The organism is Micromonospora sp. NPDC051543, assembly GCF_044454415.1.
Lineage (GTDB): Bacteria > Actinomycetota > Actinomycetes > Mycobacteriales > Micromonosporaceae > Micromonospora.
Map to the genome: position 1 here is coordinate 200,916 of NZ_JBITDT010000006.1, position 23,312 is coordinate 224,227.

The window sequence follows — 23,312 nt, forward strand, 5'->3', positions numbered from 1 at the left end:
AGCAGAGAGCCTCAGAGAACGAGCCGAGCCTTCTGGAACGCCTCCGCCTCCTCGTCCGTGCCGACCTTGCCGTACATGCCGGCCATGAGCAGCACCAGGGAGGCCGACAGCAGCACCATCACCGTGACGACGCTGAAGTTGAAGATGTTGGCGTCGGTACGGATGAACGCGAGACCGCCGAGGCCGATCACCATCAGGGCGTACGCCATCCACTGGTTGACCGCCACGTCGATGTTGCGGCCGAGCGCGGCGCCGACCAGGACGACGAGCCCGAGCAGAACGCTGAGCAGCGAGAAGCCGAGGTTGGTGCCCTGGCCGAGGACGCGGGTGTCATCCTGCGCGAGGACCTCGTTGCCGGCGCTCGCGATGATGCCGAGCACACCGAAGACCACCAGGTACAGACCGGTCAGCCCGCCGATCGCCCGGTAGATCGGCCGCGCGGGGTGGTTGATGGGGGTGTGGGCCATGTCTGGGTCTCCAACGCCGTGGGGTGAGGTGTCGCCGATGATTGTCCCGCATGTGCCGGTGTGACGCCGCACACGGCCCCCGCGCCGGCGTGCCCGGGCAGGTCAGCCCTCGGGCAACTCCTCGGCCAGGGTCATCCAGCTCTCCTCGATCCGTTCCCGTTCGGCGCGCAGGTCCTTGAGCTGGGTGTCCAGCTCGGCGACCCGGGCGTAGTCGGTGGCGTCGGCGGCGAGTTGGTCGAGCAGGGTCGCCTCGCGCTGGTCGAGCTTGCCGAGTTGCCGTTCCAGGCGGGTCAGCTCCTTGCGGGCCTGGCGCACCTCGGCGGCGGACATGCCGCTCGTGGCCGGGCCGGTGGGCGCGGCGGTCAGGGTGCCGCCCGTCCGGGTGGAGCCGGCCCGCTCGGCGGTCCGGGCGAGGTACTCGTCGACGCCACCGGGGAGGTGCACCAACCGGCCGTCGCCGAACATCCCGTACGCGGTGTCGGTGACGCGTTCGATCAGGTAGCGGTCGTGGCTGGCCACGATGATCGTGCCCGGCCACGAGTCGAGCAGGTCTTCGAGCGCGGCCAGGGTGTCGGTGTCGAGGTCGTTCGTCGGCTCGTCGAAGAGCAGCACGTTGGGCTCGCCGGCGAGCAGCCGCAGCATCTGCAGACGGCGGCGCTCACCGCCGGAGAGGTCGCTGACGGGGGTCCAGAGCCGCCGGTCGTCGAAGCCGAAGACCTCGGCGAGCTGCGCGGCGGAGACCTCACGGTCGCCGAGCTGCACGCGGCGGGCGACCTCCTCGACGGCTTCGAGCACCCGCAGGTGTCCGGGCAGTTCGGCGAGTTCCTGGGACAGGAACGCCGGTCGGACCGTGGAGCCGGTGGTGAGGCGGCCACCGTCGGGCCGGGTGATGCCGGCGAGCATTCGCAGCAGCGTGGTCTTGCCGGCGCCGTTGGCACCGAGGATGGCGATCCGGTCACCGGGGCCGATCAGCCAGGTGGCGTCGCGCAGGATCTCCTTCGGGCCGGCGTGCAGCTCGACGTCCGTGAGCTCGTACACCTGTTTTCCGAGTCGGGAGACGGCCATGCGCTGCAACGACATGGTGTCGCGGGCCGGCGGCACGTCGGCGATCAGCGCGTTGGCGGCGTCGATGCGGAACTGCGGCTTGGAGGTGCGGGCGGGTGGGCCACGCCGCAGCCAGGCGATCTCCTTACGGAGCAGGTTCTGCCGGCGGGCCTCCACGGCGGCGGCGACGCGTTCCCGCTCCACGCGGGCGAGGGTCCAGGCGGCGAAGCCACCCTCGTACGCCCGGACGGTCTGGTCGGCGACCTCCCAGGTGGTGGTGCAGACGGCGTCCAGGAACCACCGGTCGTGGGTGACCACGACGAGGGCGCCCTTGCGACCGACCAGGTGGCGGGCCAGCCAGTCGACACCGCCGACGTCGAGGTGGTTGGTGGGCTCGTCGAGGATCAGCAGGTCCGCGTCGCGCACGAGCAGCGCGGCGAGCGCCACCCGTCGCCGTTCGCCACCGGACATCGGGCCGACCGGCTGGTCGAGGCCGAGGTGCGGCATGCCGAGGCCGTCGAGGATGTTGCGGACACCGGCGTCGCCGGCCCACTCGTGCTCGGCGCCCATGCCCTCGCCCAGCCAGGCGGTACCGAGCACCACGTCCCGGACGGTGGCGTCGGGGGCGAGCGTGAGCTGCTGCGGCAGCCAGAGCACGCGCAGGTCACGACGGTGGGTGACCCGACCGTCGTCGGGGTCCTCCTGCTTGGTGAGCAACCGCAGCAGGGTGGACTTGCCGGCGCCGTTGAGGCCGACCACACCGATCCGGTCGGCGTCGTCCAGGCCGAGCGAGACGTCCGTGAGCAGCCGCCCGGCGGCGCCGTACCCCTTGGACACCCGGTCCAGGTTGACGATGTTGGCCACGTTCCACCCTTCAAGATCAAGGCGTCCGGGTGCCGGCGGGCACCTCGGGACGCCTGACCCAAGGGTACGCGGACGCCCCGGCCGGCCGCGCCGGCCGGGGAGCGCCGTCAGACGACGCGCGCGCCCGCCACCGGGCCGTGTGCGACCCGCGCCTCCCGGCAGACGCCGGCGCTGGTCAGCTCGGCGGCGATCCGTTCGGCGTCGGCGGCGTCGGTGGCGAGGAAGACGCAGGTGGGTCCGGAGCCGGAGACGATGCCGGTGAGCGCGCCGGCAGCCTCGCCGGCCTTGAGGGTGTCGGCCAGCGCGGGGCGCATCGCGAGCGCCGCGTCCTGGAGGTCGTTGCCGAGCGTGCGGGCGAGGACCCGGGGGTCGCGCTGGCGCAGCGCACCGAGCAGGGCGTCGGTGCTGCCCAGCGGCGTGCTGGCGGTGCCGGAGTCGCGCAGCCGGTCCAGCTCACGGTAGGCGGCCGGCGTGGACAGGCCCACATCGGCGATGGCCACCACCCAGTGCCACGAGGTGGGTCGGGCCAGCACCGGGCTGACCGCCTCGCCGCGCCCGGTGCCCAGCGCGGTGCCACCGTAGACGAGGAACGGCACGTCCGAGCCGAGGTCGGCGGCGATCCCGGCCAGCTCGTCGCGGGACAACCCGGTGCCCCAGAGCGTGTCGCAGGCCACCAGCGCGGCGGCCGCGTCGGCGCTACCGCCGGCCAACCCACCGGCGAGGGGGATCTGCTTGCGCAGGTGCAGACGGGCGTGCGGCAGGACACCCGCGTACCCGGCCAGGGCGTGTGCCGCCCGGATCACCAGGTTGGAGTCGTCCAGGGCAAGCTCGCCGGTGCCCTCGCCCTCCATCGTGAGGGCGAGGGTGTCGCCCCGGCGGGCGGTCAGCTCGTCGTAGATGGAGATCGCGTGGTAGACGGTGTTCAGCTCGTGGTAACCGTCGCGGCGCAGCGGCCCCACCCCGAGGTGCAGGTTGACCTTCGCGGGCACCCGTACCCGTACCGGGCCGATGGCCCCGCGCCGCTCGTCCTCGTCGTCCGGTCGCCAGGCCTCGGTCACGGGGCGATGTCCCGCACGCGCAGGCGGATGTCGAACGGCTTGGCCACGATCAGCTCCTCGGCGGAGTCGGCGGCCAGCTCGTACCGGCCGTCGACGAGGTCGTACGCGTGCACGTGCACGTGCAGCGGATCCTGCTCGATCCGCCAGTAGTGCGGAATCCCGGCATCGGCGTAGTCGGCCGGCTTCTCCAACCGGTCCCGACGACGGGTGCTGCGGGAGACGACCTCGACAACCAGAATCACGGGCTCAGCAGTCGAGTAGTGACTGTCATAGTTGATTGTTTCCGCCGCGAGAAGCATGACGTCAGGCTCAAAGGTCTGGTCGACGCCGACCATGATGCCGGTGGCGAAGCTGGCCTCCATCCCCTGCGGCGAATGTTGTCTCAGCCAATTCCAGAGCAGGCCGCTGATCTTCTGATGACCGAACGTCGGGGAGGGAACCACGATCATGACTCCGTCGCGTAGCTCCACCCGGGGAGCGTCGTCGGGCAGGGAGAGCACGTCTTCGACTGTGTAGTTGCCGAGCTTTTGGCGCCAGAGGTCCGGACCGGACCACCGGTTGCGCGGCGGCGGAAGAGCATCCGCGGTCACTCGTACACCTCCTCGGCGGGCACGGCGCCAGCCTACTTCGCGGCCGGCGTACCGGCCGGAGCCGACGCGGCGATGGCCGCGAACTGCTCCACCGTCAGCGACTCGCCACGGGCGCCGGGGTCGACGCCGGCGGCGGTGAGAGCGGCCTCGGCCCGGTCCGGGCCGCCGGCCCAGCCGGCGAGCGCCGCGCGCAGGGTCTTGCGACGTTGCGCGAACGCCGCGTCCACCACGGCGAAGACCCGCTTGCGGGGTACGTCGGGCCGGGGCGGCTCGTGACAGGTGAAGGCGACCAGACCGGAGTCGACGTTGGGGACCGGCCAGAACACGTTCGGCGGCACCCGCCCGGCACTGCGGGCGTCGGCGTACCAGGCGAGCTTGACCGACGGGATGCCGTACACCTTGGAGCCGGGACCGGCGACGAGCCGGTCGGCGACCTCCTTCTGCACCATGACCAGGCCGTGCCGCAGGCTGGGCAGCTCGGCGAGCAGGTGCAGCACCACGGGCACGGCGACGTTGTAGGGCAGGTTCGCGACCAGCGCGGTCGGCTGCGGGTCGGGCAGCTCGGCGGCGGTGACGCGCAGCGCGTCGGCGCGGTGCACGGTGAGTCGGTCGGCGTCCGCTCCGGCGTGCCGCGCGGCGGTCTCCGGGAGCGCGGCCGCGAGCGTCGGATCGATCTCCACGGCGTGCACGTGCCCGGCGACCGGCAGCAGTCCCAGGGTGAGTGAGCCGAGGCCGGGGCCGACCTCCAGCGCCACGTCGTCGGGCGTCAGGCCGGCGGCGTTCACGATCCGCCGGACCGTGTTCGGATCGTGCACGAAGTTCTGGCCCAGCTTCTTGGTGGGCGCGACGCCGAGCCGGGTGGCGAGTTCCCGGATCTCCGCCGGGCCGAGGAGGCTCACCACGGGCCGAAGGCCCGCTCGCCGTTGGCGGAGATGGCGACGCACAGCTCGTCCAGGTCGCTGCCGGTGGTCGCGGCGAGGGCGCGGACGGTCAGCGGGATCAGGTACGACGCGTTCGGCCGGCCCCGGTGCGGCGTCGGGGTGAGGTAGGGGGCGTCGGTCTCCACCAGGATCTGGTCCAGTGGTGTGAGCGCGGCGGCCTCGCGCAGGGCGGTGGCGCTGCCGAAGGTGACGGTGCCGGCGAAGCTGAGCAGGTAGCCACGGCGCACACACTCGCGGGCGAACTCGGCGTCGCCGGAGAAGCAGTGCAGCACCACCGTGTCCGGTGCGCCCGCGTCGTCGAGGATTCGCAGCACGTCCGCGTGGGCGTCCCGGTCGTGGATGACGAGCGCCTTGCCGTACCGCTTGGCGATGGCGATGTGGGCCCGGAAGCTCTCCTCCTGCGCGGCCCGCCCCTCGTCGCCGGTGCGGAAGAAGTCCATCCCGGTCTCGCCGATCCCCCGGACCCGGTCGCGGGCGGCCAACGACTCGATCTCCCGCAGCGCCTCGTCGAGGTCCGCCAGCCGGGGCGCCTCGTTGGGGTGCAGCGCCACGGTGGCCAGCACGGCCCGGTGCCGGTCGGCGATCTCCGCGCCCCAGCGCGAGGACGCGACGTCCACCCCCACCTGGACCAGCCGGTCCACCCCGACGGTGACGGCCAGGTCGACCGCCGCGGCGACCGGGTCGTCGGCCGGTCCGCCACCCGGCACGCCGGCCTCACTCACCGTGATGTCCAGGTGGGTGTGGCTGTCCAGCACCGGCCGGGGCAGCGGCTCGGGGGCGGGCGGGAACTCTCCGGCCCGCCGGGCGGCACGCTCGCGGCGGGTTTCAGTCGGCTCGCTCATCAGCGACAGCATCACACACCGGCGTCGTCCATCCGCCCGCCACCCGGCGTTCACCTCGACTACGCCGCGCGACTCTACCGTCGCGGCAATGACGGTCACACCTCACGCGAGCGACGCGGCCGGCGAGCGGATCGGCCTGCGTGTGGCGTTCGGCGGGGACGTGTACCCGGCCGAGGAGATCGCCCGGGGCGCCGCGTACGAGCTGTTCAGCGCCGAGGAGGTCGCCGGCTTCGAACGGGCGTCCCGCCCGGGCAGTGCCCTGCCGTGGCATCGGTTCGTGCACGTCACCGAGGTGAACGCGGTGCACGGGGCAGTCGAGGCGGCCGAGGAGCCGGAGACGCCGCTGATGCTGCCGGCGCACCGGGAGCACGGTTGGTCGCACGTACACCAGCTCAGCCAGCAGCCGTCCGCGGCGGGTGACCCGGTGTTGGCCGCGGTGCGCGCCTCGGCGGTGGTGCGGCGCGGAACCCGGATGGTGAAGATGCTCTCCGCGCGGCAGCTCGCCGGGTACGTGCGGGGCTGGCTGCCGCACGGCTTCTGCTACCGCGAGCACGACGTGGCGCACCTGCGCACGCCGGCGACGACCACCGTGCTGCGCACCGACGGGGACGTCGGGCGGGACGGGTCGGACGTGGCGTACGCGCTGCGCTGGCGGGCGGCCGACCCGGGCGACTACGACGTGCCGGTGGGCGAGGCGCACCGTGGGCTGACCGCGCTCAGCTCCCGGGACCGCGTGGGTCCCTCGGTGCTGGGCACCGGCTTCGCGCCGAGCAACGGTCAACTCATCCCGGAGTTCGTGACCCGGGACTTCGCCGACCTGCCGATGCCGGCGAACGCGACGCTGTTGGCGTACACCGCCGAGGGGGTGGAGGTGGTGCTCTACAGCTACCAGGCCGAGCAGCGCGCGTGGCTGCGGATGGTCGGCCCGCAGTGGCGGCACCTGCTGGCCGCGGTCCCGGGCCTCTCCCCCGACCAGGAGTTCGTGCCGACCGGCGACGCCCCGCGCTCCACCCAGCTCGTCGGCCTCTACGGCGACACGGAGTACGAGGCGGTGGCCGACCTGCCCGGGGGTTTCCGGGTGCTGGCGATGACCCGGGCGGCCCGCTACCCGGTGGAGGCGGTGGCCCGCCGGCTCCGGTTCGCCACCTGGCGGGGCGTGCCGTGCCTGGTGTTGCGCGAGGAGGCCGGCTGGCTGCGGCTACGGCTGCGCCACCCCGACCCGGAGGCGGTGGTCGACACCGGCGCGCAGTGCCACGACCGGGGCGTCTACGAGACCTGGGCGCCGGGCGTCGAGGTCACCGAAGACCAGGTCATGGACACCCGGTACGCGCTCTGACGGCACGCGGCGGCAGGACGTGCCGCCGCGTGCCGCCAAACGCTCAGCCGGTCAGGCGGGCCAGCTCCTCGTCGACGATCGACGGGTCGAGCTTGCGGAACACCGGCGTCGGCGCGGTCAGCGCCCGGCCGGTCTCGATCGGCACCGACTCCCAGCGCGCGCCCACCGTGTAGTCCCCGGTGAGCACGGGGTACGACGGACCCCCGTCCAGGTCGTCGACCTGCTCGATGACGGGCATCGGCGCGTGTACGCCGGTGCCGCCGAGCAGCTCGTACACCTTCTGCGCGGAGTGCGGCAGGAACGGGGTGAGCAGCGTGTTGGCGTCGCTGACCACCTGGAGGGCGACGTGCAGGATGGTGCCCTGGCGGGGCTTGTCGGCCTCGGCCTTGAGCTTCCACGGCGCCTGCTCGGAGAGGTACTTGTTCGCCTCGGCGACCACCCGCATGGCCTCACCGATGGCCTGCTTCTGCCGGTGCCGACCGATCAGGTCGCCGACCGTGTCGAAGCCGGCCCGGGCGACGGCGAGCAGCGCCTCGTCGGCCTCCGTGAGCCCGGCCGGGTCGACCGGCGGGATTGCCCCGAAGTTCTTCGCCGCCATCGAGACGCACCGGTTGACCAGGTTGCCCCAGCCGGCGACCAGCTCGTCGTTGTTGCGGCGCAGGAACTCCGCCCAGGTGAAGTCGGTGTCGTTGCTCTCCGGCCCGGCGGCGGCGATGAAGTAGCGCAGCGCGTCGGCGTCGTAGCGCTCCAGGAAGTCCCGGACGTAGATGACCACCTTGCGGGACGAGGAGAACTTTCGCCCCTCCATGGTCAGGTACTCGCTGGAGACCACCTCGGTGGGCAGGTTCAGCCGGCCCAGCTCGCCCGGCTCACCGTCGCGGGAGCCCTCACCGGAGTAGCCGGAGAGCAGCGCCGGCCAGATCACCGAGTGGAAGACGATGTTGTCCTTGCCCATGAAGTAGTAGGACTGTGAATCCTTCCCCTGGCCGTCGGCGGACCACCACCTGCGCCACGCCTCCGGGTCGCCGGAGCGGCGGGCCCACTCGATCGAGGCCGACAGGTAGCCGATCACCGCGTCGAACCACACGTAGATCCGCTTGTCGGGGCGGTCGCGCCAGTCGTCGAGCGGGATCGGCACACCCCACTCCAGGTCGCGGGTGATCGCCCGGGGCTGGAGGTCGTCGAGCAGGTTGCGGGAGAACCGCAGCACGTTGGGCCGCCACCCCTGGCGGGTGTCCAGCCACTGCCGGAGCACGTCGGCCAGGGCGGGCAGGTCCAGGAAGAAGTGCTCGGTCTCGACGAACTTCGGCGTCTCGCCGTTGATCCGCGACTTCGGGTCGATCAGGTCGATCGGGTCGAGCTGGTTGCCGCAGTTGTCGCACTGGTCGCCGCGGGCGCTGTCGTAGCCGCAGATCGGGCAGGTGCCCTCGATGTACCGGTCGGGCAGGGTGCGCCCGGTCGACGGCGAGATCGCGCCCATGGTGGTCTTGGGCACGATGTAGCCGTTGCGGTACATCCCCTCGAACAACTCCTGCACCACGGCGTAGTGGTTGCGGGTGGTGGTGCGGGTGAACAGATCGTAGGAGAGGCCGAGGCCGTGCAGGTCCTCCACGATCACCCTGTTGTACCGGTCGGCCAGCTCGCGCGGGGTGACCCCGTCGGCGTCGGCCTGCACCTGGATGGGGGTGCCGTGCTCGTCGGTGCCGGAGACCATGAGCACGTCGTGGCCGGCCATCCGCATGTACCGGGCGAAGACGTCGGAGGGAACGCCGAAACCGGAGACGTGGCCGATGTGGCGGGGGCCGTTGGCGTACGGCCAGGCCACTGCCGCGAGAACGTGACTCATGAGCAGCAAGCCTAGTGACCCGTCCGGCGGGCCCGCGAACCAATAGGGGGTGACGGGTCGACGGACCGGGCCGAGCCCCTCGGCCTTTGGTCCGATTTGTCGCCGACACGCGGTCCAGCTGCCCGTTCGACCCCCGCCGCCGGTGTGCAATGAACCTCGTGACTGGCAGACGAGCGGCTCGGGACCATGACGGGCGTCCCACCGGGCCGACGGTCGACGACGAGCCCGGCCGGGCGTCCGAGGCGTCCCGGGGCGGCACGGTCGCGCCCCAACCCCGCCCGGTGCCCGCCGCCGACCCGACCGCCGCCACCCGTTTAGACCCCGCGCCGAGCCCGGTGCCACAGCCGGATGCCGCGCCCCGCGCCGGTGCCGGGTCGCGGCCGAGCCCCACCCCCCGGCCACCGACGCCGACCCCGGCGCGCCCCAGCCCGACGGCGCCCACGCCCAGCCCGGCCCGGCCGCACCCACCGGGCCCGGCCGCCGAAAGGCCACCAGCCGGCTCGTCCGCCGAGAGGCCAGCGGCCGGCTCGTCCGCCGGGACGGCGGCGGCCGGGAGCGCGACGCCCGCCGCTGTCGAACCGGGTCAGGCGGCGACGACCGAGGTGGAGCCGACCACCGGGGCGCCGGTGGACGCGGTGCCGCGCCGGGTGCCGGTCCGTCAGCAGAGCCGCGGCCGGGACGCGCACCGGTCCGACGGAACGGAGCCGCCGGACGACCGCGGCGCCTTCTGGGCGCCGATCGAGGAGGTGCACTGGGACGGCACCCCGGTCCGGGAGGACCCCGCTCCCCGGCCCCGCACCCCGGCGACGGGTCGTCGCGGCACCGGGCGGGCGGCCGCACCGCCCGACCCCCTGGTCGGACTGACCGTGCTGGTGCTGTTGAGCCTGGTCACCGCCTTCTTCGCCTGGGTCAGCGCGGGACCGCTCTGGCTCGCCGTCGGGCACTCCCGCGACGGCACCGTGGTGATCGACTCCTGCGCCGGCGGTGGGCTCACCCAGCGCTGCCGGGGGATGTTCACGGCGGACGAGGGACGGTTCCTGGCACCCGGCGTACGCGTCGGCGGCGTGCCCGCCGGGGGCGACGCACCCGGGACCGCGCACCGGGCACGGATGACCGGACCGGACGGCAGCACCGCGTACGCCGACACCGGCGCGAGCCGGCACCTGCGCTGGCTGCCCGGATTGGTGGTGGTGCTCGGCTGCGCCGCCGGCATCGTCCGGTGGACCGGGTCGGCCCGGCTGCCCGGCCGGCGACACCGCCGGTGGGCGGTGACCGCCGCGCTCGCCGGCCCGACGCTGATCACCCTCGGCTTCCTGGCGGCCGCCTGGTGAGCGCGGCGGCGGGTCAGCTGTGCACGATCGTGTAGACCTCGCGGCGGCGTAGGGCGTACTCGGTGGCGACATCGGTGATGGCGTCCCGGCGGGACCGTCCGGTGGCCTCCCGCTCGGCGACCGCGGCGCGCAGGGTCTCGTCGTCGGGGCGTTCCGCGGCGGTCACCGGCGCACCGGCCACCACCAGGGTGATCTCCCCGCGCGGCTCGGTCTCCGAGGCCCAGCGGGCCAGCTCACCGAGGGGACGGCGGAGAACCTCCTCGTACGTCTTGGTCAGCTCCCGACAGAGCGCGGCCGGCCGGTCCGCACCGAACGTGTCGGCCAGGTCGGTGAGCGCCGCGCCGATCCGGTGCGGCGCCTCGAAGAAGACGAGGGTGCGCTCCTCGGCGGCGAGCGCGCGCAGCCGGGACCGGCGGGCGCCTCCGGACCGGGGTAGGAATCCCTCGAAGCAGAACCGGTCGCAGGGCAGCCCGGAGACGGCGAGGGCGGTGGTCACCGCGCTGGGCCCGGGGGCGACGGTGACCGGCGCACCAGCGTCCAGCGCGGCCCGGACCAGCCGGTATCCCGGGTCGGAGACGCTCGGCATGCCGCCGTCGGTCACCAGCGCCACCGCGTACCCGCCGAGGATGACCTCGACGAGTTCGGGCGTACGCCGTTCCTCGTTGCCCTCGAAGTAGGAGACGATGCGGCCTCCGACGGTGATGTCGAGGTCGCGAGCCAGCCGGGTGAGGCGGCGGGTGTCCTCGGCGGCCACCACGTCGGCGCTGGCCAGCACCTCGCGGAACCGGACCGAGGCGTCGGCGGGGTTGCCGAGCGGGGCGCCGAGCAGGATCAGGCGTCCAGCTTCGGACATTTCACCCACGACATCGTCTCCTTCATCGACAGCGAATACCGGTATCAGGGACGACGGGCGCCACAGGACACCCTGGCAGCCTACGATCGCCGGGTGACGAGTGCGTCGACAGCGCAGAGCCCGAGCGTCGAGCCGGCAGGAACGGTCGAGGTGTCGGGCGAGCCCAGCCCCCATCAGGAAGCGGCGACGCCGCCCACCGACAGCGGGGGTGTGTCCGCCGCGGTCCGTCGCCGGTTCGCCACCGTCGACAGCCGGATGGACCCGTACTCGTGGCTCGCCACCGCCCTGGTGGTGGCCATCGCGGCGATCCTGCGCTTCGTCGGCCTGTCCAGCCCCAAGGGCAAGATCTTCGACGAGACGTACTACGCCAAGGACGCGTACGGGCTGATCAGCCGGGGCGTCGAATGGAACTACAAGGACAACGTCCCGTCGTACGTGGTGCATCCGCCACTGGGCAAGTGGCTGATCGGCATCGGCGAGTGGGCCTTCGGCTACCAGGACGCGGATTCGAAGGTCTCCGTCGGCGGGCACCTGTTCACCACCGCGCCGGAGTTCGGCTGGCGGTTCTCGGCGGCCCTGATCGGCACGCTGTCGGTGCTGCTGCTGGTCCGCATCGGCCGGCGGCTGTTCCGCTCGACGGTGCTCGGCTGCGCGGCCGGCCTGCTGCTCGCGTTGGACGGTTTCCACCTGGTGCTGTCCCGCGCCGCGCTGCTCGACATCTTCCTGCTGTTCTTCGTGCTGGCGGCCTTCGGCGCGCTGGTTCTCGACCGGGACGCCCGGCGTCGGCGCTGGGCACGCGCGCTGGACGACGGCCTCGACCCCAGCCTGCCCGGGCGCGCGGGCCGACCGTCGACCGGTTGGCGGACGTGGCCGTGGTGGCGGCTGGCCGCCGGGGTGCTGATCGGCTGCGCCTGCGCGGTCAAGTGGAGCGCGCTCTACTTCGTGCCGGTGTTCGCCCTCTTCGTGGTCCTCTGGGAGGTCGGGCTCCGCCGGTCGGCCGGCGTCCGCAGGCCCTGGCGGGACACCCTGCTCGACGAGGTGCCCTGGCTGGTGCTGGCGGGGGTGCTGATGGTCGGCACCTACCTGGCGACCTGGTCGGGCTGGTTGCTGAGCGACGACGGTTACTACCGGCTGGCGACGTCGTCGGCGTACCCGACGGGGTCACTGAGCGACACCCCGGTCATCGGCCCGCTGGTCAACCTCTACGAGTACCACCGCGCCGCGTACGGTTTCCACGCCCAGCTCGACGACCCGCACAAGTACCAGTCGTGGCCGTGGCAGTGGCTGCTGCTCGGCCGCCCGGTCGCCTTCCACTGGTCGGGGGACGGCGCCTGCGGCGCACCGACCTGCGCCTCGGAGATCCTGCTGCTGGGCACTCCGCTGCTGTGGTGGTCGTTCCTGCCCGCTCTGGTGGCGCTCGTCTGGTTGGGCATCGCCCGTCGGGACTGGCGGGCCGGCGCGATCCTGCTCACCGTGGCCGCGGGTCTGCTGCCCTGGTTCTGGTTCGCCCTCGACGGCCGGACGATGTTCTCGTTCTACGCGGCCCCGGCGCTGCCCTTCCTGGTGCTCGCCGTGGTGTACGTGCTGGGCGCGTTGATCGCCCCGGCCGGGGGTGACGTGGGTGAGACGAAAGCCTTGGTGCCCGGCGACGCCGGCTACGAACGACGGTTGGTGGGCAGCATCGCGGCCGGGGCGTACGTGCTGCTGGTGGGGCTGTGCTTCGCCTACTTCTATCCGATCTTCGTGGGCAAACTGATCCCGTACTCGGACTGGCTGGCCCGGATGTGGCTCGACGGTCGCTGGATATAAGCACCGGCAGGCGACGCGCCGCACAGCGCGAAGGACATCGGGCCCGCACGCGTGATGCGTGCGGGCCCGATGCTCGCTTGCGAAGTTCCGGACGAAGAAGTTCCGGACAAGGAAGTTCCAGACAAAGACGCGCGCCCCGATCGCCTGCCACGGGGGAAGCGGGCGATTGGGGCGCGCATGAAGAGCTTAACCACCGCGCGCCACCGGCACAACGGGTCAACTTGGGTCGGATTTCCGACCGATTCCGGCCGGGCCGAGGACTATCCTCCGGCCGTTGACCGAGGGTGACCTGACGTGGACCCAGCGCCCCCAGAGGGACGCTTTGGCCGTCCGGAACGACCAACCACCCCCACGGCCCTCCAAAGTGGATCTCACTACACTGCGGGCCGTGATCAACTTCAGACGATCGGCGGCCGTCCTTCTCGGACTGCTGGCGACCACCGCGCTGACCGGGCCGGTCCCGGCGGCGGCCGACGAAGAACAGGCTGCCGAGCCACCCCGGGTCGAGCTGGTGCTCGACGTCAGCGGCTCGATGCGGGCGGCGGACATCGACGGACGCAGCCGGATCTCGGTGGCCCAGCAGGCCTTCAACGACGTGGTGGACGCGCTGCCGGAAGAGACCCAGCTCGGCATCCGGGTGCTCGGCGCCACCTACAAGGGCAAGGACAAGAAGGTCGGCTGCCAGGACACCCAACAGATCGTGCCGGTCGGTCCGGTCGACCGGACCGCGGCCAAGGCAGCGGTGGCGACACTCCGGCCGACCGGCTTCACCCCGGTCGGGCTGGCACTGCGCTCCGCCGCACAGGACCTGGGCACCGGGACCACCACCCGGCGGATCGTGCTGATCACCGACGGGGAGGACACCTGCGCCCCGCCGGACCCGTGCCAGGTGGCCCGGGAACTGGCCGCGCAGGGCACCAGCCTGGTCGTCGACACGCTCGGCCTCGCACCCGACGAGAAGGTACGCCGGCAGCTGCTGTGCATCGCCGGGGCGACCGGCGGCACGTACACCGCCGCGCAGAGCGCCGACGAGCTGACGGGCCGGATCAAGCAGCTCGTCGAGCGGGCCGGCGACACCCACACCCGGGCGCCGACCGTGGTCGGCGGCACGGACGCCTGCGAGTCCGCGCCGCTGCTCGCCCCCGGGGTGTACGCGGACCGGGAGTCGTTCTCCGAGCACCGCTACTACCGGGTGCCCGTGCGCCCCGGTCAGGAGCTGCGCGCGTCGGTGAGCATGGCGCTGGACCGGCCGGTGAACCGGGACTACGGGGTACTGCTGCGGGCCACCGCGGCGGACGGACGGGAACTGGTGAGGGGAGCGGACGCCGGCAGCGGCCGTGCCGACGTGCTCTCCGCCGGTCTGCGCTGGTCGGCCAGCGCCGACGACGAGGCCAGCGCCGACGACGAGACCACCGCCGACGACAAGGACGCCGCCGGGACGAGTCCGAGTCCCGCCGTCGAGCCCACCACCGTCTGCCTGGTGGTGAGCAACTCGTTCGCCGCACGCCCGGGCACCGCGGCGACGCCCGGCATGCCGGTGGAGCTGACCATCGACGTGGTCGCCGCCGCCGGCACCCCGGACGGCCCCGACCTCGGCCGTGGCTGGGTCCTGCTCGCCCTGCTCACCATGGCGGGTCTGCTCACCGGCCTGGTCGCCGGCCTGCTCACCCGCTGGTGGGTCGCCACCTGGAGGGAGAACTGATGCGTACGGCACTGTTCCGGTCGCTGGCGGCGCTGCTCGCCGCCGGCGGGGTCGCGTTACTGCCCGCGGCGGCCGTGGCCGCCCCCAGCCCGTCGCCGGGCGCCACTCCGGTGACCCGGGCCGGCACCTCGTTCCTCACCGCCACGCCGATCACCGCCGGTCAACCGGTACGCGTGGACGCCTCGGTCGGGGACCACCTGTACTGGTCGTTCACCGCGACGGCCGGGCAGATCCACGAGATCAGCGCCACCGTCACCTTCCCGAAGGCACGCAGCGGCGCCTCCACGTGGACGATCGACGTGTTCGACGGGCTGCGCCGACGGCAGGCGTGCACCGCCGGGGCGCAGACGCCCACGGTGGACGGCAAGGCGTCCAGTGTGGCGTTGGGCTGCACCCTGCGCGAGGTCCGTCCCTGGGCGGAACCCTGGTCGGCCGACCCGCTGCCCGGCACGTACGTGGTCCGACTCTCGGTCACCGACCTGCCCGAGCCGGACCTGGGCGCACCCGTCGACGTGGACCTGCTGGTCGGCGTCGTCACCGACCGGGGCACCTCAGCCGATGACGGCGAGCTGGCCGCACCGCTGGTGCCGAACACGAAGGCGGGCACGGTGCTCAACGCCGTACCGACGCCGGAGCCGGAGGCCGACGACGAGGGTGGCTCGCTGACGGACTGGCTGCCGGATCTCGGCTCGCGCTGGATCTGGACCGGCATCGGCGGCGTGCTCGCCGCGGTGGCCGGGGTGGTCGGCTTCGCCCTGACCCGGCGGCCCCGGCGGCCCTGAGTCGGCCGTGTCCGTCGGTGGCCCCGCCCGGTCGGGCGGGGCCACCGGCGGTTCAGCTTCGTCGCGTCCCCCGCGGCAGCCAACCGATGAAGCGGCCCTGCAGGGACATCACCGGCGCGGCCCGCAGGTCCTCGGCGGCGGCGGCGAGGCAGGAGCCCAGGTAGACGCTGAGCATCGCGCGATCACCCCCGTACTCCGCCAGCAGTCGGTCACGCTTCGTCGCACACGGCCACTCGTCGCCGCAGGAGCCGCAGTTCCAGCCCGGGGTCGTCGGTGCGTGGTCGTCGGCCCGACCCCCTGGCCGTTCGGCGCCATCGCTCATCGCAGCTCCTTCAGATGCTCACGGGAACTTGCCAGCTCTTGATGGTGGTCCCCCCGGAGCCATCATGGAGAGCGCGACGCGTCCCTCCGGTGTTACATCTTTGCGGTACGTTCTGCGGTCGTGGGAGTCAGAAATTTGACGGTCCAAAGAACGCGTCCTCGCTACTCGACGGTAGGGCCCCGCCGTGCGTGATCTCCTGCCGCCGACGGTCGCCGTGGCGGTCGCCGCGCCCGACGACTGGACCGGCGATCTCCTCGACGCTGAGCAGGCGTGTCTCAGCGACCAGGCGGTGCAGACCCGTCGACGGGACTTCACCGCCGGCCGGGTCTGTGCCCGCCGGGCCATGGCCGACCTCGGCCTGCCGGTGGCGGCCGTGCCCAGCGCGGCCAACCGGGCGCCGGTCTGGCCGGCGGGCGTGGTGGGCGCCATCACCCACACCGCCGGCTACTGCGCCGCCGCCGCGGCGCGCGCCACCGACGTGCGGTCCGTCGGTATGGACGCCGAGCAGCACCGCGAGATCGATGCGGGGGTACGCCGACTCGTGCTGCTGCCCGAGGAGCAGGAGCACTACGCGCGACTCCCCTCCGGCATCCGCTGGCCGATCGTCTTCTTCAGTGCCAAGGAGACCGTCTACAAGGTCTGGCATCCGGTCGTCGGGTCCTGGCTGGACTTCCACGACGCCCGCCTGGAGATCGACCCGGACGCCGGGACGTTCACCGCTCGGATCGCGCCGGTGCGGGTGGACGCGGCGGAGGCCACGGGGGTTGCGGACCCGCCGAGCACGATCCACGGCCGGTTCGTGGTCGTCGACGGCCTGGTCCGCACCGCTGCCGTCCTCGCACCGCGCTGACCACCACCGTCCACGCTGGCCACCGCCGCGGGCTGCGGGGGCCGTGGGACGCGGGCCGGCGTGCCGACCGGCCGCCCGGCGCCGCGAGGTAGCGTCGGCGCGTTCCCGAACCGCACGTACGAGGCGTCAAGGAGTACGGTGACCCACCCCCAGCCCCCCGTCGGACCGCAGGACCTTCAGCAGCCGAGTCCGGAGCCGCTGCTCCCGGCCACACCGCAGCAGTCCGCCGCAGACCCGACGGTTCCGCCGGCGACGCCCAGCCCCTGGTCGGCTGCGGGCAGCGAGCCGGTCCCGCCGCCGTACTCCGGCGCCGCGTACCCGCAGGGCGACGGGCCGGGCCACCCGCTCACGATGCCGCAGCCCCTCCCGCCGACGACGACGTCGCAGCGGACCGTGGTCGCCGTCGCGGTGACGACTGCCGTGCTCGCCCTGCTGTTCTGCGCCGGCGGCATCGTGGCCGTCGTCATCGGCGCGAAGAACGCCGCCAACAACGTGACCGAGGCGCTGCCCACCCCCGGCGTCACCAGCGACGCCGGGCAGCCGGCAGCCGGGGCCATGCCCTCGCCCGTACCATCCGTCGCCTCCGCCAAGGCCCGGAACATGTCCGTCGGGGACACTCTCGTCATCGACGACAACGGCGGCACCGTCGAGATCACCGTGACGAAGTTCCACACCGCTACGAAGCCCTGCAAGACGTACGGCCTGAAGCCCGACGAGGGCATGTTCGTGATCGCGGACGTGACGGTGACGGTGACCAAGGGCACCGGCTCGGCGAACCCGCTCTTCTTCCAGTGGGTCGCCGCCGACGGCACCGAGACCAACGCGGTGACGGGTGCCTTCTCCGGCTGCGGCAAGCCGATCCCGGCCGGTAACGACCTGGCCGCGGGCAGCAGACGTACCGGCAGCGTGGTGTTCGACGTGCACGACACGTCGGGGGTGCTGGAGTACCAGCACCAGTTCGCGACCGCCGGTTCCTGGCGGCCCTGACGTGCTGGTGGGGCCGGCCCGATGATCGGACCGGCCCCACGCGTTCGACAGGTCAGCAGCCGGTCCACCGGACCGGGGTCACCCGGTCGGCGTTCCGGAAGCCGACGATGGCACCCGTGTCGGCGATGGCCTTCGCGCCGACGTTGCCGCCGCCCGGCAGGACCCGGGAGGTGGCGCCACGGGTGACCAGGGCACCGCCCACCACGACGCCCTTGGCGTTCACGTCGTCGAGCCCCGCCTCCGGGTCGAGGATCGTGTGCGATCCGTTGCGGAGGTCCCACCGGACCTTCGCCGGGTTGTTACCGCCGAGCCAGACCTGACCGATCGCCCAATGGCCCGCAGCGGCGTTGACCACCGTCGACCCACCGCCGGCGACCGCGAGCGGCTTGACCTTGCCGTTCGGGCGGCGGACCCATCCGGTCCAGTCGCCGAAGGGTCCCGCCTGACCGACGATGGTCCCGTTCGGCGTGATGCCGGTCGCCTGGGCGTTGACCGGCGCGTCGAGCACCTCGACCGTCCCCGGCCGGGCGGCCGGCCACCGCAGGGCGCTGAACTCGCCGGGCACGATGTCGGAGCCGAAGCCGACGATGTCACCCGCGGAGTTGATGGCGGTGACGAAGATGCCGGTGGACGGCAGCACCGGCAACTGCTGGAGCTTGCCGTCGCGGTAGGTCCACGGCCGTCCGATGCCGCTCTCCGCCCAGCCGTTGGCGATCACGGTGCCGCTCTCGTTGACGTCGACCGGGTCGAGTCCGCTGCCCGGCGCCACGATCTCGATGAGCCGCTGCTTGTCCCAGACCAGCAGCAGGTACTCGTTCTCGGTCTCACCGACCCGCAGGCCCGTGCCGGCGACGAAGCGGCCCGACGGGTCGATCGCGCTCGCGTCGGCGCGGTAGGTGTCCGTCGGGTAGGGCAGGGTGCTGATGGTGCAGGCGCTGGCGGTGGTCCTCGCGGGCGCGGCGGTCGCCGTCGAGGCGGTCGCTGGCGAGGACACGGCGACCCCGAGGGAGGCGGCCAGCAGTCCAGCGGCGGTGCCGGCGAGCATCCTGCGTCGAGCGGTGTACGTCATCTCTTCTCCCCGTGTGGAGCCCGGCGATCCCGGGCATCGACTTGTGTCAGATGCACCCCTGAAGCCGCCCCGGGGTTGCGGCCTGTCCGATGAGCGACGTGACCGGTCCTGCCGGCTTGCGGTCTGCTACAGACGGGTGGAACGCCCTTGCCCCGCATCCGCGGTGGCCGCAGGATCGGACGCGTGATCATCGACCCACCTTCGGGCCGCGCTCTGGACTACCACCTGGTCCTGCCCGCACCGGACGGCCACGACGGGGAGTGCGTCCTCGTCGAGGAGTTCACCCGCCAGGACGACCTCTGTGCCACCGGCCTGCACAGCGCGAGTTGGACACCGAGCGATGGCTGGTGGAGTTCCGCCTCGCTGAGCCGCGGTCTGCGGGCGGACCCCGCCGTACTCGCCCGGGTCGTTCCCGTCGGACGCGCCGAGGCGGCGGACGCCTACCAACGCCTCGGCGGCGGTGAACTTCCGTCCGAGGTCGTGCTGCGGACGTACTTCCGTGACCATCAACCGATCGCGGCGGCCACGCCACTGCGACTCGGCCCGACCCAGCCGCCGCCGGAGGGCTTTCACGAACGACGCGTGTACCGCGTCCTGTTCGCGAAGGACCTGCGGGTCGAGCAGGTGACAGCCCTGCGAAGCCTCTGGCGCACGACGGGTGGTGGCACCGCCGGATCGGTCGCCGACGGTCGTCACGACAGCGGCGGCGCCCGGTTCACCTGGGATCTGAGACGGGTCGGCAACACACTCGCCTGGGGCCTCGACGTGACGGTCCTGATGCGAGAAGGCGGGGCCCCGGCGGTGCGCGAGACCCTGATGAACCTCACGAACCTGCTGCGACAGCAGGGGCTGATCGCCGTGACGACCGAACGGTTCGCCTGACCGCCGCGCCGATTTTGCAATGATGTACGTCGATGTTGCCAGAGTGGTGTCAGACGTGTTGGAATGGCTCGTATCGCCGCAGCGCGGGGGCAACCGCGCTGGAAACGGCCAGCGCGGGAGCAGCGCAGTGCCGGCAGCGCGCCGATTGGGCAGACGCTCGCCTGTCGCACAGCCGGGCCATCTCCGTGACGACGGACAGCTCGCCGTTTCCGTCGTACGCACCCCCGACACATGCCCCCGATGGCCGACGTGCCCGCCGGGGCGTCTGGTCCGGTCCGTGAGGACGCCGGAACCGGCGACGAGGTGAGAGGCAATGATGAGTTCCCCAGAGAATGCCGCCAGGTGGTATCGCAACCGCCTGGTGTGGGTGGCGGTGATCCTGCTGGCGGTGTCGGCCGGTGCGGTCGTACTGGTCAGGCAGGCGAACCAGGACGCGAAGCCGGCGGACCTGCAGGCCCAGATCACCGCGCGGATGCGGACGACGCTCGAACAGGCCGACCCGGGGCAGCACAACCACGCCGGCCACGGCGCCCAGCAGGTGGCTACCGAGGGTAAGCCGCCGGTGATCTGCGGGGTCCGCGTCTACGGGTACGAACCGACCGACGCCGCCGCGCTGACCGACGTGCGTACGGTCTACGGCTTCCACCTGTGCGGAGTCGCCGAGAAGAAGCGCCCCTGGGACGTGGCGGTCAAGCTGGCCGGCCCCGTGATCATGGACATGTCGACCAACCCGCCGGGCATCCAGGTGGTGGAGGCGACCGCCGATGTCATGTTCGTCGACCGACTTCGGCAGATGTTCCCGGACAAGTACGAGGAGTTGGCGCTCAAGGAGGCGTTGACCCAGTCGGAGATGGCCGACCAGCGTCGCCGGTACGACGCCGCAGCCGGCCTGTGACCAGGTTCCTCCGATCGGTGGCGACCATTCTGACCACCTCATATCCCATTTTAGATAGATCAGCATTGATATTTAGACACATGGATGTAACAGTGGGTTTGGGAGCGTTCCCACCCCCGATCACCCCCGAGAACGGAGGATGAACCGTGCGTTCAACCAAGTCCGATCAATCCGGCGGGCGACCCCGGTCAACCGTCCGTCGGTCCCTCCAGGCGCTGGTCCTGCTGTTCGCCATGGTGGCCGGCGCACTGCCCTCGGTCGGCGCGGCCCAGGCACACGGCACCGTCATCAACCCGGCGACTCGCGCCTACCAGTGTTGGAAGACCTGGGGCAACCAGCACACGAATCCGGCCATGCAGCAGCAGGACCCGATGTGCTACCGCGCGTTCCAGGCCAACCCCGACACCATGTGGAACTGGATGAGCCAGCTGCGCGACGGTCTCGGCGGCCAGTTCCAGGCCCGCACCCCGGACGGGCAGCTGTGCAGCAACGCCCTCTCCCGGAACGACTCGCTCAACCAGCCGGGAGCGTGGAAGTCGACAGCCGTCAGCCGCAACCTGACGGTCCAGATGTACGACCAGGCCAGCCACGGCGCTGACTACTTCCAGGTGTACGTCTCGAAGCAGGGGTTCAACCCGGCCACCCAGAAACTCGGGTGGGGCAACCTGGACCTGATCGCGACGACCGGCCGCTACGCGCCGGCGCAGAACATCTCGTTCAACGTCTCGATCCCGTCCTCGCGCAGCGGGAACCACATCCTGTTCGTGCTGTGGAAGGCGTCGCACATGGACCAGACGTACATGTGGTGCAGCGACATCACCGTCAGCTGACGGCGGGACCCGACAGCCACGGCACACAGCGAGGGCGGGTTCTCGGTAATCCGAGAACCCGCCCTCTATCTGCTGCTGGGTGGAGCTGAGGGGATTTGAACCCCTGACCCCCTCGATGCGAACGAGGTGCGCTACCAGTCTGCGCCACAGCCCCCCGCCGGCGAACCGGCTTCGGTCCCACCCGGCTTTCACCGGGCGGGCCGGCAGCAAGGCTAACAGGTCGCCCGCCTCCACCGCGAATCCACCCCCGGTGCGCCGCCCCGCAGGCCCGAGATCCACTCGCCTTCCCGAAAATCGGGGTATCCCGGACACCCGGACACCACGCCTTTCCGGATGTCGAGTCGATCAAGCGCCGCAGGGCCCGGCGAAGGCCCACGAACGCGTGGTCAGGCGCCCCGGCCGGCCTCGTAGGGGCGACCGCGCAGGCCACCCGAGCGGCGGTACGAGACCGAGCCGCCGTTGACCGCCGCCGGCAGGTCCGCCGGGCGGTCGAGGCCCATGGCGGCTCGGCGTACCCCCTCGCGTTGGGCCGCCAGACGACGCTGCGCCTCCCGGCGGGCCGCCGCGCGACGGGCCTGTTCGCGGCGGACCTCGGCCTGGCGGGCGGCCAACCACGCCGCCTCCCGGGCCCGGGCGCGACGCCGGCGGCGAGCGGCGAGGGCTCGCCTGCGCAGGTGCACGACGTACAGGGCCAGCAGCATGAAGGTGACCGAGAAGCCGATCCAGAAGCCGGGGCTGACGAGCAGCACGCCGATCAGTTCGACGACGTTGAGCAGCAGCAGCGCGGCGAGGACGCGGCGTCGCCGGTACACGGCGGGGGTGTGCTGCCGGCGCGGTGGACGACGGCGGGGGCGCGTCAAGGCCGGCGGCACGGCGCGCAACCGGCCGGAGCGACGGGCCGCCGGGGGCGCGGAGACCGGTACGGCCAACTTCCCCGTAGTCGAATCTTCACTGAGGGTTACGACAAGTGAGCGCGGCGGGTGGAGGGGCTGCCGTCCCGGCACAGTGCGACGCCGCCGACGGCGTTGGAGCACCCGCGCCGTCGACTGCGCCCGCTCCGCCACCAGCCGCTCGGTGGCGTCGTACCGGCGAACCAGCGCCGGAGCCAGGGCGAGCAGGCCGGCGGCGGCGAGGACGGCGAGGAGCACCGAGGTCGGCACCCTCACCCCTCCCGTCACCGAATTCGGAGCAACCGCTCCCCGACCGCAGGATCTTCCACCGATCACGCCTGAGCGCGTGGATCATCCGGGCGGTGAGCGCTTGCCGCAGCTTGCAGTTACTTGAGGTTACGGTGAACCGACCGCGATACCGCAGCGCCGCGCCGATCCCGTGCGTGGGACAGTCGTTACCGGGCGGTCGCGCGGATCCGGTGCCAGCGGGCCAGCAGACCGCCCTCGGCGGCGACCTCCTCGCTCGTCATCGCGTATCCGATGTGGTCACGCCACGCGCCGTCGATGTGCATGTAGCGCACGTGGTACGACTCCTCGCGGAAGCCCAGCTTCTCCACCACCCGCCGCGACGGGCGGTTCTCCGGCCGGATGTTGACCTCGATCCGGTGGAGTCCACCCGGGCCGAACGCGTGGTCGACGGCGAGCGCGAGCGCGGTCGGGATCACGCCCTGCCCGGCCACCCGGGCGTCCACCCAGTAGCCGACGTAACCGGAGCAGAAGGCGCGGCGCACGATGCTGCCGACGTTGAGGTGCCCGACCAGCCGATCCCGGTCGGCCTCACGCAGGCAGACCGCGAAGGGCATCCCTTCGCCCTCGCGGGCCGAGCGCCGCTGGTCGCGGTGCACCCACCGGAACGCGGCCGGCGAGTTCAGTTCGTCCCAACCGCCCGGCAGCGACGACTCCCAGGGGGCCAGCCAGGCCTGGTTGGCCCGGCGTACCTGCGACCACGCCGCCGCGTCGGAACGCCGGTAGGGGCGCAACAGCACCGGCCCGTCGACCAGCACCGCCGGCCAGCCGGGCGCACGGACCGGTCCGAAGAGACTCACCCGCACAGTCTCCCGC

Annotated in this window: 22 protein-coding genes and 1 tRNA gene; 10 read left to right on the top strand and 13 right to left on the bottom strand. The window is 72.4% G+C overall.

The window, feature by feature from the left end; translation table 11 throughout:
• Positions 1-11: 11 nt before the first annotated feature.
• From ACIA3K_RS13150 to ACIA3K_RS13175, 6 genes are all read right to left on the bottom strand, one after another.
• Complete coding sequence (locus tag ACIA3K_RS13150; protein WP_396801033.1) at positions 12-467, bottom strand: DUF4383 domain-containing protein; 456 nt, start codon at positions 465-467, stop codon at positions 12-14.
• Between the two features lie 102 nt (positions 468-569).
• Complete coding sequence (locus tag ACIA3K_RS13155) at positions 570-2,375, bottom strand: ABC-F family ATP-binding cassette domain-containing protein (RefSeq protein WP_396801034.1); 1,806 nt, start codon at positions 2,373-2,375, stop codon at positions 570-572.
• A 107-nt stretch (positions 2,376-2,482) separates the two neighbouring features.
• A complete protein-coding gene (locus tag ACIA3K_RS13160; protein ID WP_396801035.1) occupies positions 2,483-3,433 on the bottom strand; it encodes a 4-(cytidine 5'-diphospho)-2-C-methyl-D-erythritol kinase in 951 nt (316 codons plus the stop codon).
• A complete protein-coding gene (locus tag ACIA3K_RS13165) occupies positions 3,430-4,023 on the bottom strand; it encodes a Uma2 family endonuclease (RefSeq protein ID WP_396801036.1) in 594 nt (197 codons plus the stop codon). Before ACIA3K_RS13165 ends, ACIA3K_RS13160 begins: the two co-directional genes overlap by 4 nt.
• Positions 4,024-4,055: 32 nt before the next feature.
• Positions 4,056-4,925: a 16S rRNA (adenine(1518)-N(6)/adenine(1519)-N(6))-dimethyltransferase RsmA gene (gene rsmA / locus ACIA3K_RS13170; protein WP_396801037.1), complete on the bottom strand. Its 870-nt coding sequence runs from the start codon at positions 4,923-4,925 to the stop codon at positions 4,056-4,058.
• Positions 4,919-5,818 carry a TatD family hydrolase gene (locus tag ACIA3K_RS13175; RefSeq protein ID WP_396801038.1) on the bottom strand — a complete coding sequence of 300 codons (900 nt, stop codon included), beginning with the start codon at positions 5,816-5,818 and terminating at the stop codon, positions 4,919-4,921. Before ACIA3K_RS13175 ends, rsmA begins: the two co-directional genes overlap by 7 nt.
• Before the next feature lie 76 nt (positions 5,819-5,894).
• Between ACIA3K_RS13175 and ACIA3K_RS13180 the strand changes: the two genes are divergently transcribed.
• Entirely contained in the window at positions 5,895-7,142 is a 1,248-nt protein-coding gene (locus tag ACIA3K_RS13180; RefSeq protein WP_396801039.1) for a hypothetical protein, read from the top strand.
• A gap of 43 nt (positions 7,143-7,185) precedes the next feature.
• Here ACIA3K_RS13180 and metG read toward each other — a convergent pair whose 3' ends face one another.
• Positions 7,186-8,988: a methionine--tRNA ligase gene (gene metG / locus ACIA3K_RS13185; protein WP_396801040.1), complete on the bottom strand. Its 1,803-nt coding sequence runs from the start codon at positions 8,986-8,988 to the stop codon at positions 7,186-7,188.
• A 158-nt stretch (positions 8,989-9,146) separates the two neighbouring features.
• Here metG and ACIA3K_RS13190 point away from each other — a divergent pair, with 158 nt between their 5' ends.
• Positions 9,147-10,319: a hypothetical protein gene (locus tag ACIA3K_RS13190; protein ID WP_396801042.1), complete on the top strand. Its 1,173-nt coding sequence runs from the start codon at positions 9,147-9,149 to the stop codon at positions 10,317-10,319.
• Positions 10,320-10,332: 13 nt separating this feature from the next.
• On the opposite strand, the gene rsmI is transcribed toward ACIA3K_RS13190, so the two are convergent.
• A complete protein-coding gene (rsmI, locus tag ACIA3K_RS13195; protein WP_396801306.1) occupies positions 10,333-11,172 on the bottom strand; it encodes a 16S rRNA (cytidine(1402)-2'-O)-methyltransferase in 840 nt (279 codons plus the stop codon).
• A gap of 255 nt (positions 11,173-11,427) precedes the next feature.
• Between rsmI and ACIA3K_RS13200 the strand changes: the two genes are divergently transcribed.
• The 3 genes from ACIA3K_RS13200 (at position 11,428) to ACIA3K_RS13210 (ending at position 15,465) form a co-directional block, all read left to right on the top strand.
• On the top strand, positions 11,428-12,981 hold the full coding sequence (locus tag ACIA3K_RS13200; protein ID WP_396801308.1) for a dolichyl-phosphate-mannose--protein mannosyltransferase: 1,554 nt from the start codon (positions 11,428-11,430) through the stop codon (positions 12,979-12,981).
• A 388-nt stretch (positions 12,982-13,369) separates the two neighbouring features.
• Positions 13,370-14,683, top strand: coding sequence for a VWA domain-containing protein (locus ACIA3K_RS13205; RefSeq protein WP_396801043.1), 1,314 nt, complete (start codon positions 13,370-13,372; stop codon positions 14,681-14,683).
• Entirely contained in the window at positions 14,683-15,465 is a 783-nt protein-coding gene (locus tag ACIA3K_RS13210; RefSeq protein WP_396801045.1) for a peptidase, read from the top strand. Before ACIA3K_RS13205 ends, ACIA3K_RS13210 begins: the two co-directional genes overlap by 1 nt.
• 52 nt (positions 15,466-15,517) lie before the next feature.
• Here ACIA3K_RS13210 and ACIA3K_RS13215 read toward each other — a convergent pair whose 3' ends face one another.
• Positions 15,518-15,787, bottom strand: coding sequence for a hypothetical protein (locus ACIA3K_RS13215; protein WP_396801046.1), 270 nt, complete (start codon positions 15,785-15,787; stop codon positions 15,518-15,520).
• 184 nt (positions 15,788-15,971) lie between these two features.
• On the opposite strand from ACIA3K_RS13215, the gene ACIA3K_RS13220 reads away from it, so the two are divergent.
• Both ACIA3K_RS13220 and ACIA3K_RS13225 read left to right on the top strand, forming a co-directional pair.
• Positions 15,972-16,637, top strand: coding sequence for a 4'-phosphopantetheinyl transferase (locus tag ACIA3K_RS13220; protein ID WP_396801047.1), 666 nt, complete (start codon positions 15,972-15,974; stop codon positions 16,635-16,637).
• A 138-nt stretch (positions 16,638-16,775) separates the two neighbouring features.
• Positions 16,776-17,624 carry a DUF4352 domain-containing protein gene (locus ACIA3K_RS13225; protein ID WP_396801048.1) on the top strand — a complete coding sequence of 283 codons (849 nt, stop codon included), beginning with the start codon at positions 16,776-16,778 and terminating at the stop codon, positions 17,622-17,624.
• Between the two features lie 52 nt (positions 17,625-17,676).
• On the opposite strand, the gene ACIA3K_RS13230 is transcribed toward ACIA3K_RS13225, so the two are convergent.
• Positions 17,677-18,693, bottom strand: coding sequence for a hypothetical protein (locus ACIA3K_RS13230; protein WP_396801050.1), 1,017 nt, complete (start codon positions 18,691-18,693; stop codon positions 17,677-17,679).
• 183 nt (positions 18,694-18,876) lie between these two features.
• Here ACIA3K_RS13230 and ACIA3K_RS13235 point away from each other — a divergent pair, with 183 nt between their 5' ends.
• The 3 genes from ACIA3K_RS13235 (at position 18,877) to ACIA3K_RS13245 (ending at position 21,300) form a co-directional block, all read left to right on the top strand.
• Positions 18,877-19,575, top strand: coding sequence for a hypothetical protein (locus ACIA3K_RS13235; RefSeq protein ID WP_396801051.1), 699 nt, complete (start codon positions 18,877-18,879; stop codon positions 19,573-19,575).
• Between the two features lie 316 nt (positions 19,576-19,891).
• Positions 19,892-20,470, top strand: a complete 579-nt coding sequence (locus ACIA3K_RS13240) for a hypothetical protein (protein ID WP_396801053.1) — start codon at positions 19,892-19,894, stop codon at positions 20,468-20,470.
• Positions 20,471-20,616: 146 nt separating this feature from the next.
• Entirely contained in the window at positions 20,617-21,300 is a 684-nt protein-coding gene (locus tag ACIA3K_RS13245) for a lytic polysaccharide monooxygenase (protein WP_396801054.1), read from the top strand.
• A gap of 80 nt (positions 21,301-21,380) precedes the next feature.
• On the opposite strand, the gene ACIA3K_RS13250 is transcribed toward ACIA3K_RS13245, so the two are convergent.
• The 3 genes from ACIA3K_RS13250 to ACIA3K_RS13260 all read right to left on the bottom strand — a co-directional run bounded on the left by ACIA3K_RS13250 (position 21,381) and on the right by ACIA3K_RS13260 (position 23,296).
• A tRNA-Ala gene (locus tag ACIA3K_RS13250) sits at positions 21,381-21,454 on the bottom strand.
• 232 nt (positions 21,455-21,686) lie between these two features.
• On the bottom strand, positions 21,687-22,466 hold the full coding sequence (locus tag ACIA3K_RS13255; protein ID WP_396801055.1) for a hypothetical protein: 780 nt from the start codon (positions 22,464-22,466) through the stop codon (positions 21,687-21,689).
• A 179-nt stretch (positions 22,467-22,645) separates the two neighbouring features.
• On the bottom strand, positions 22,646-23,296 hold the full coding sequence (locus ACIA3K_RS13260; RefSeq protein ID WP_355048988.1) for a GNAT family protein: 651 nt from the start codon (positions 23,294-23,296) through the stop codon (positions 22,646-22,648).
• Between the last annotated feature and the right edge of the window lie 16 nt (positions 23,297-23,312).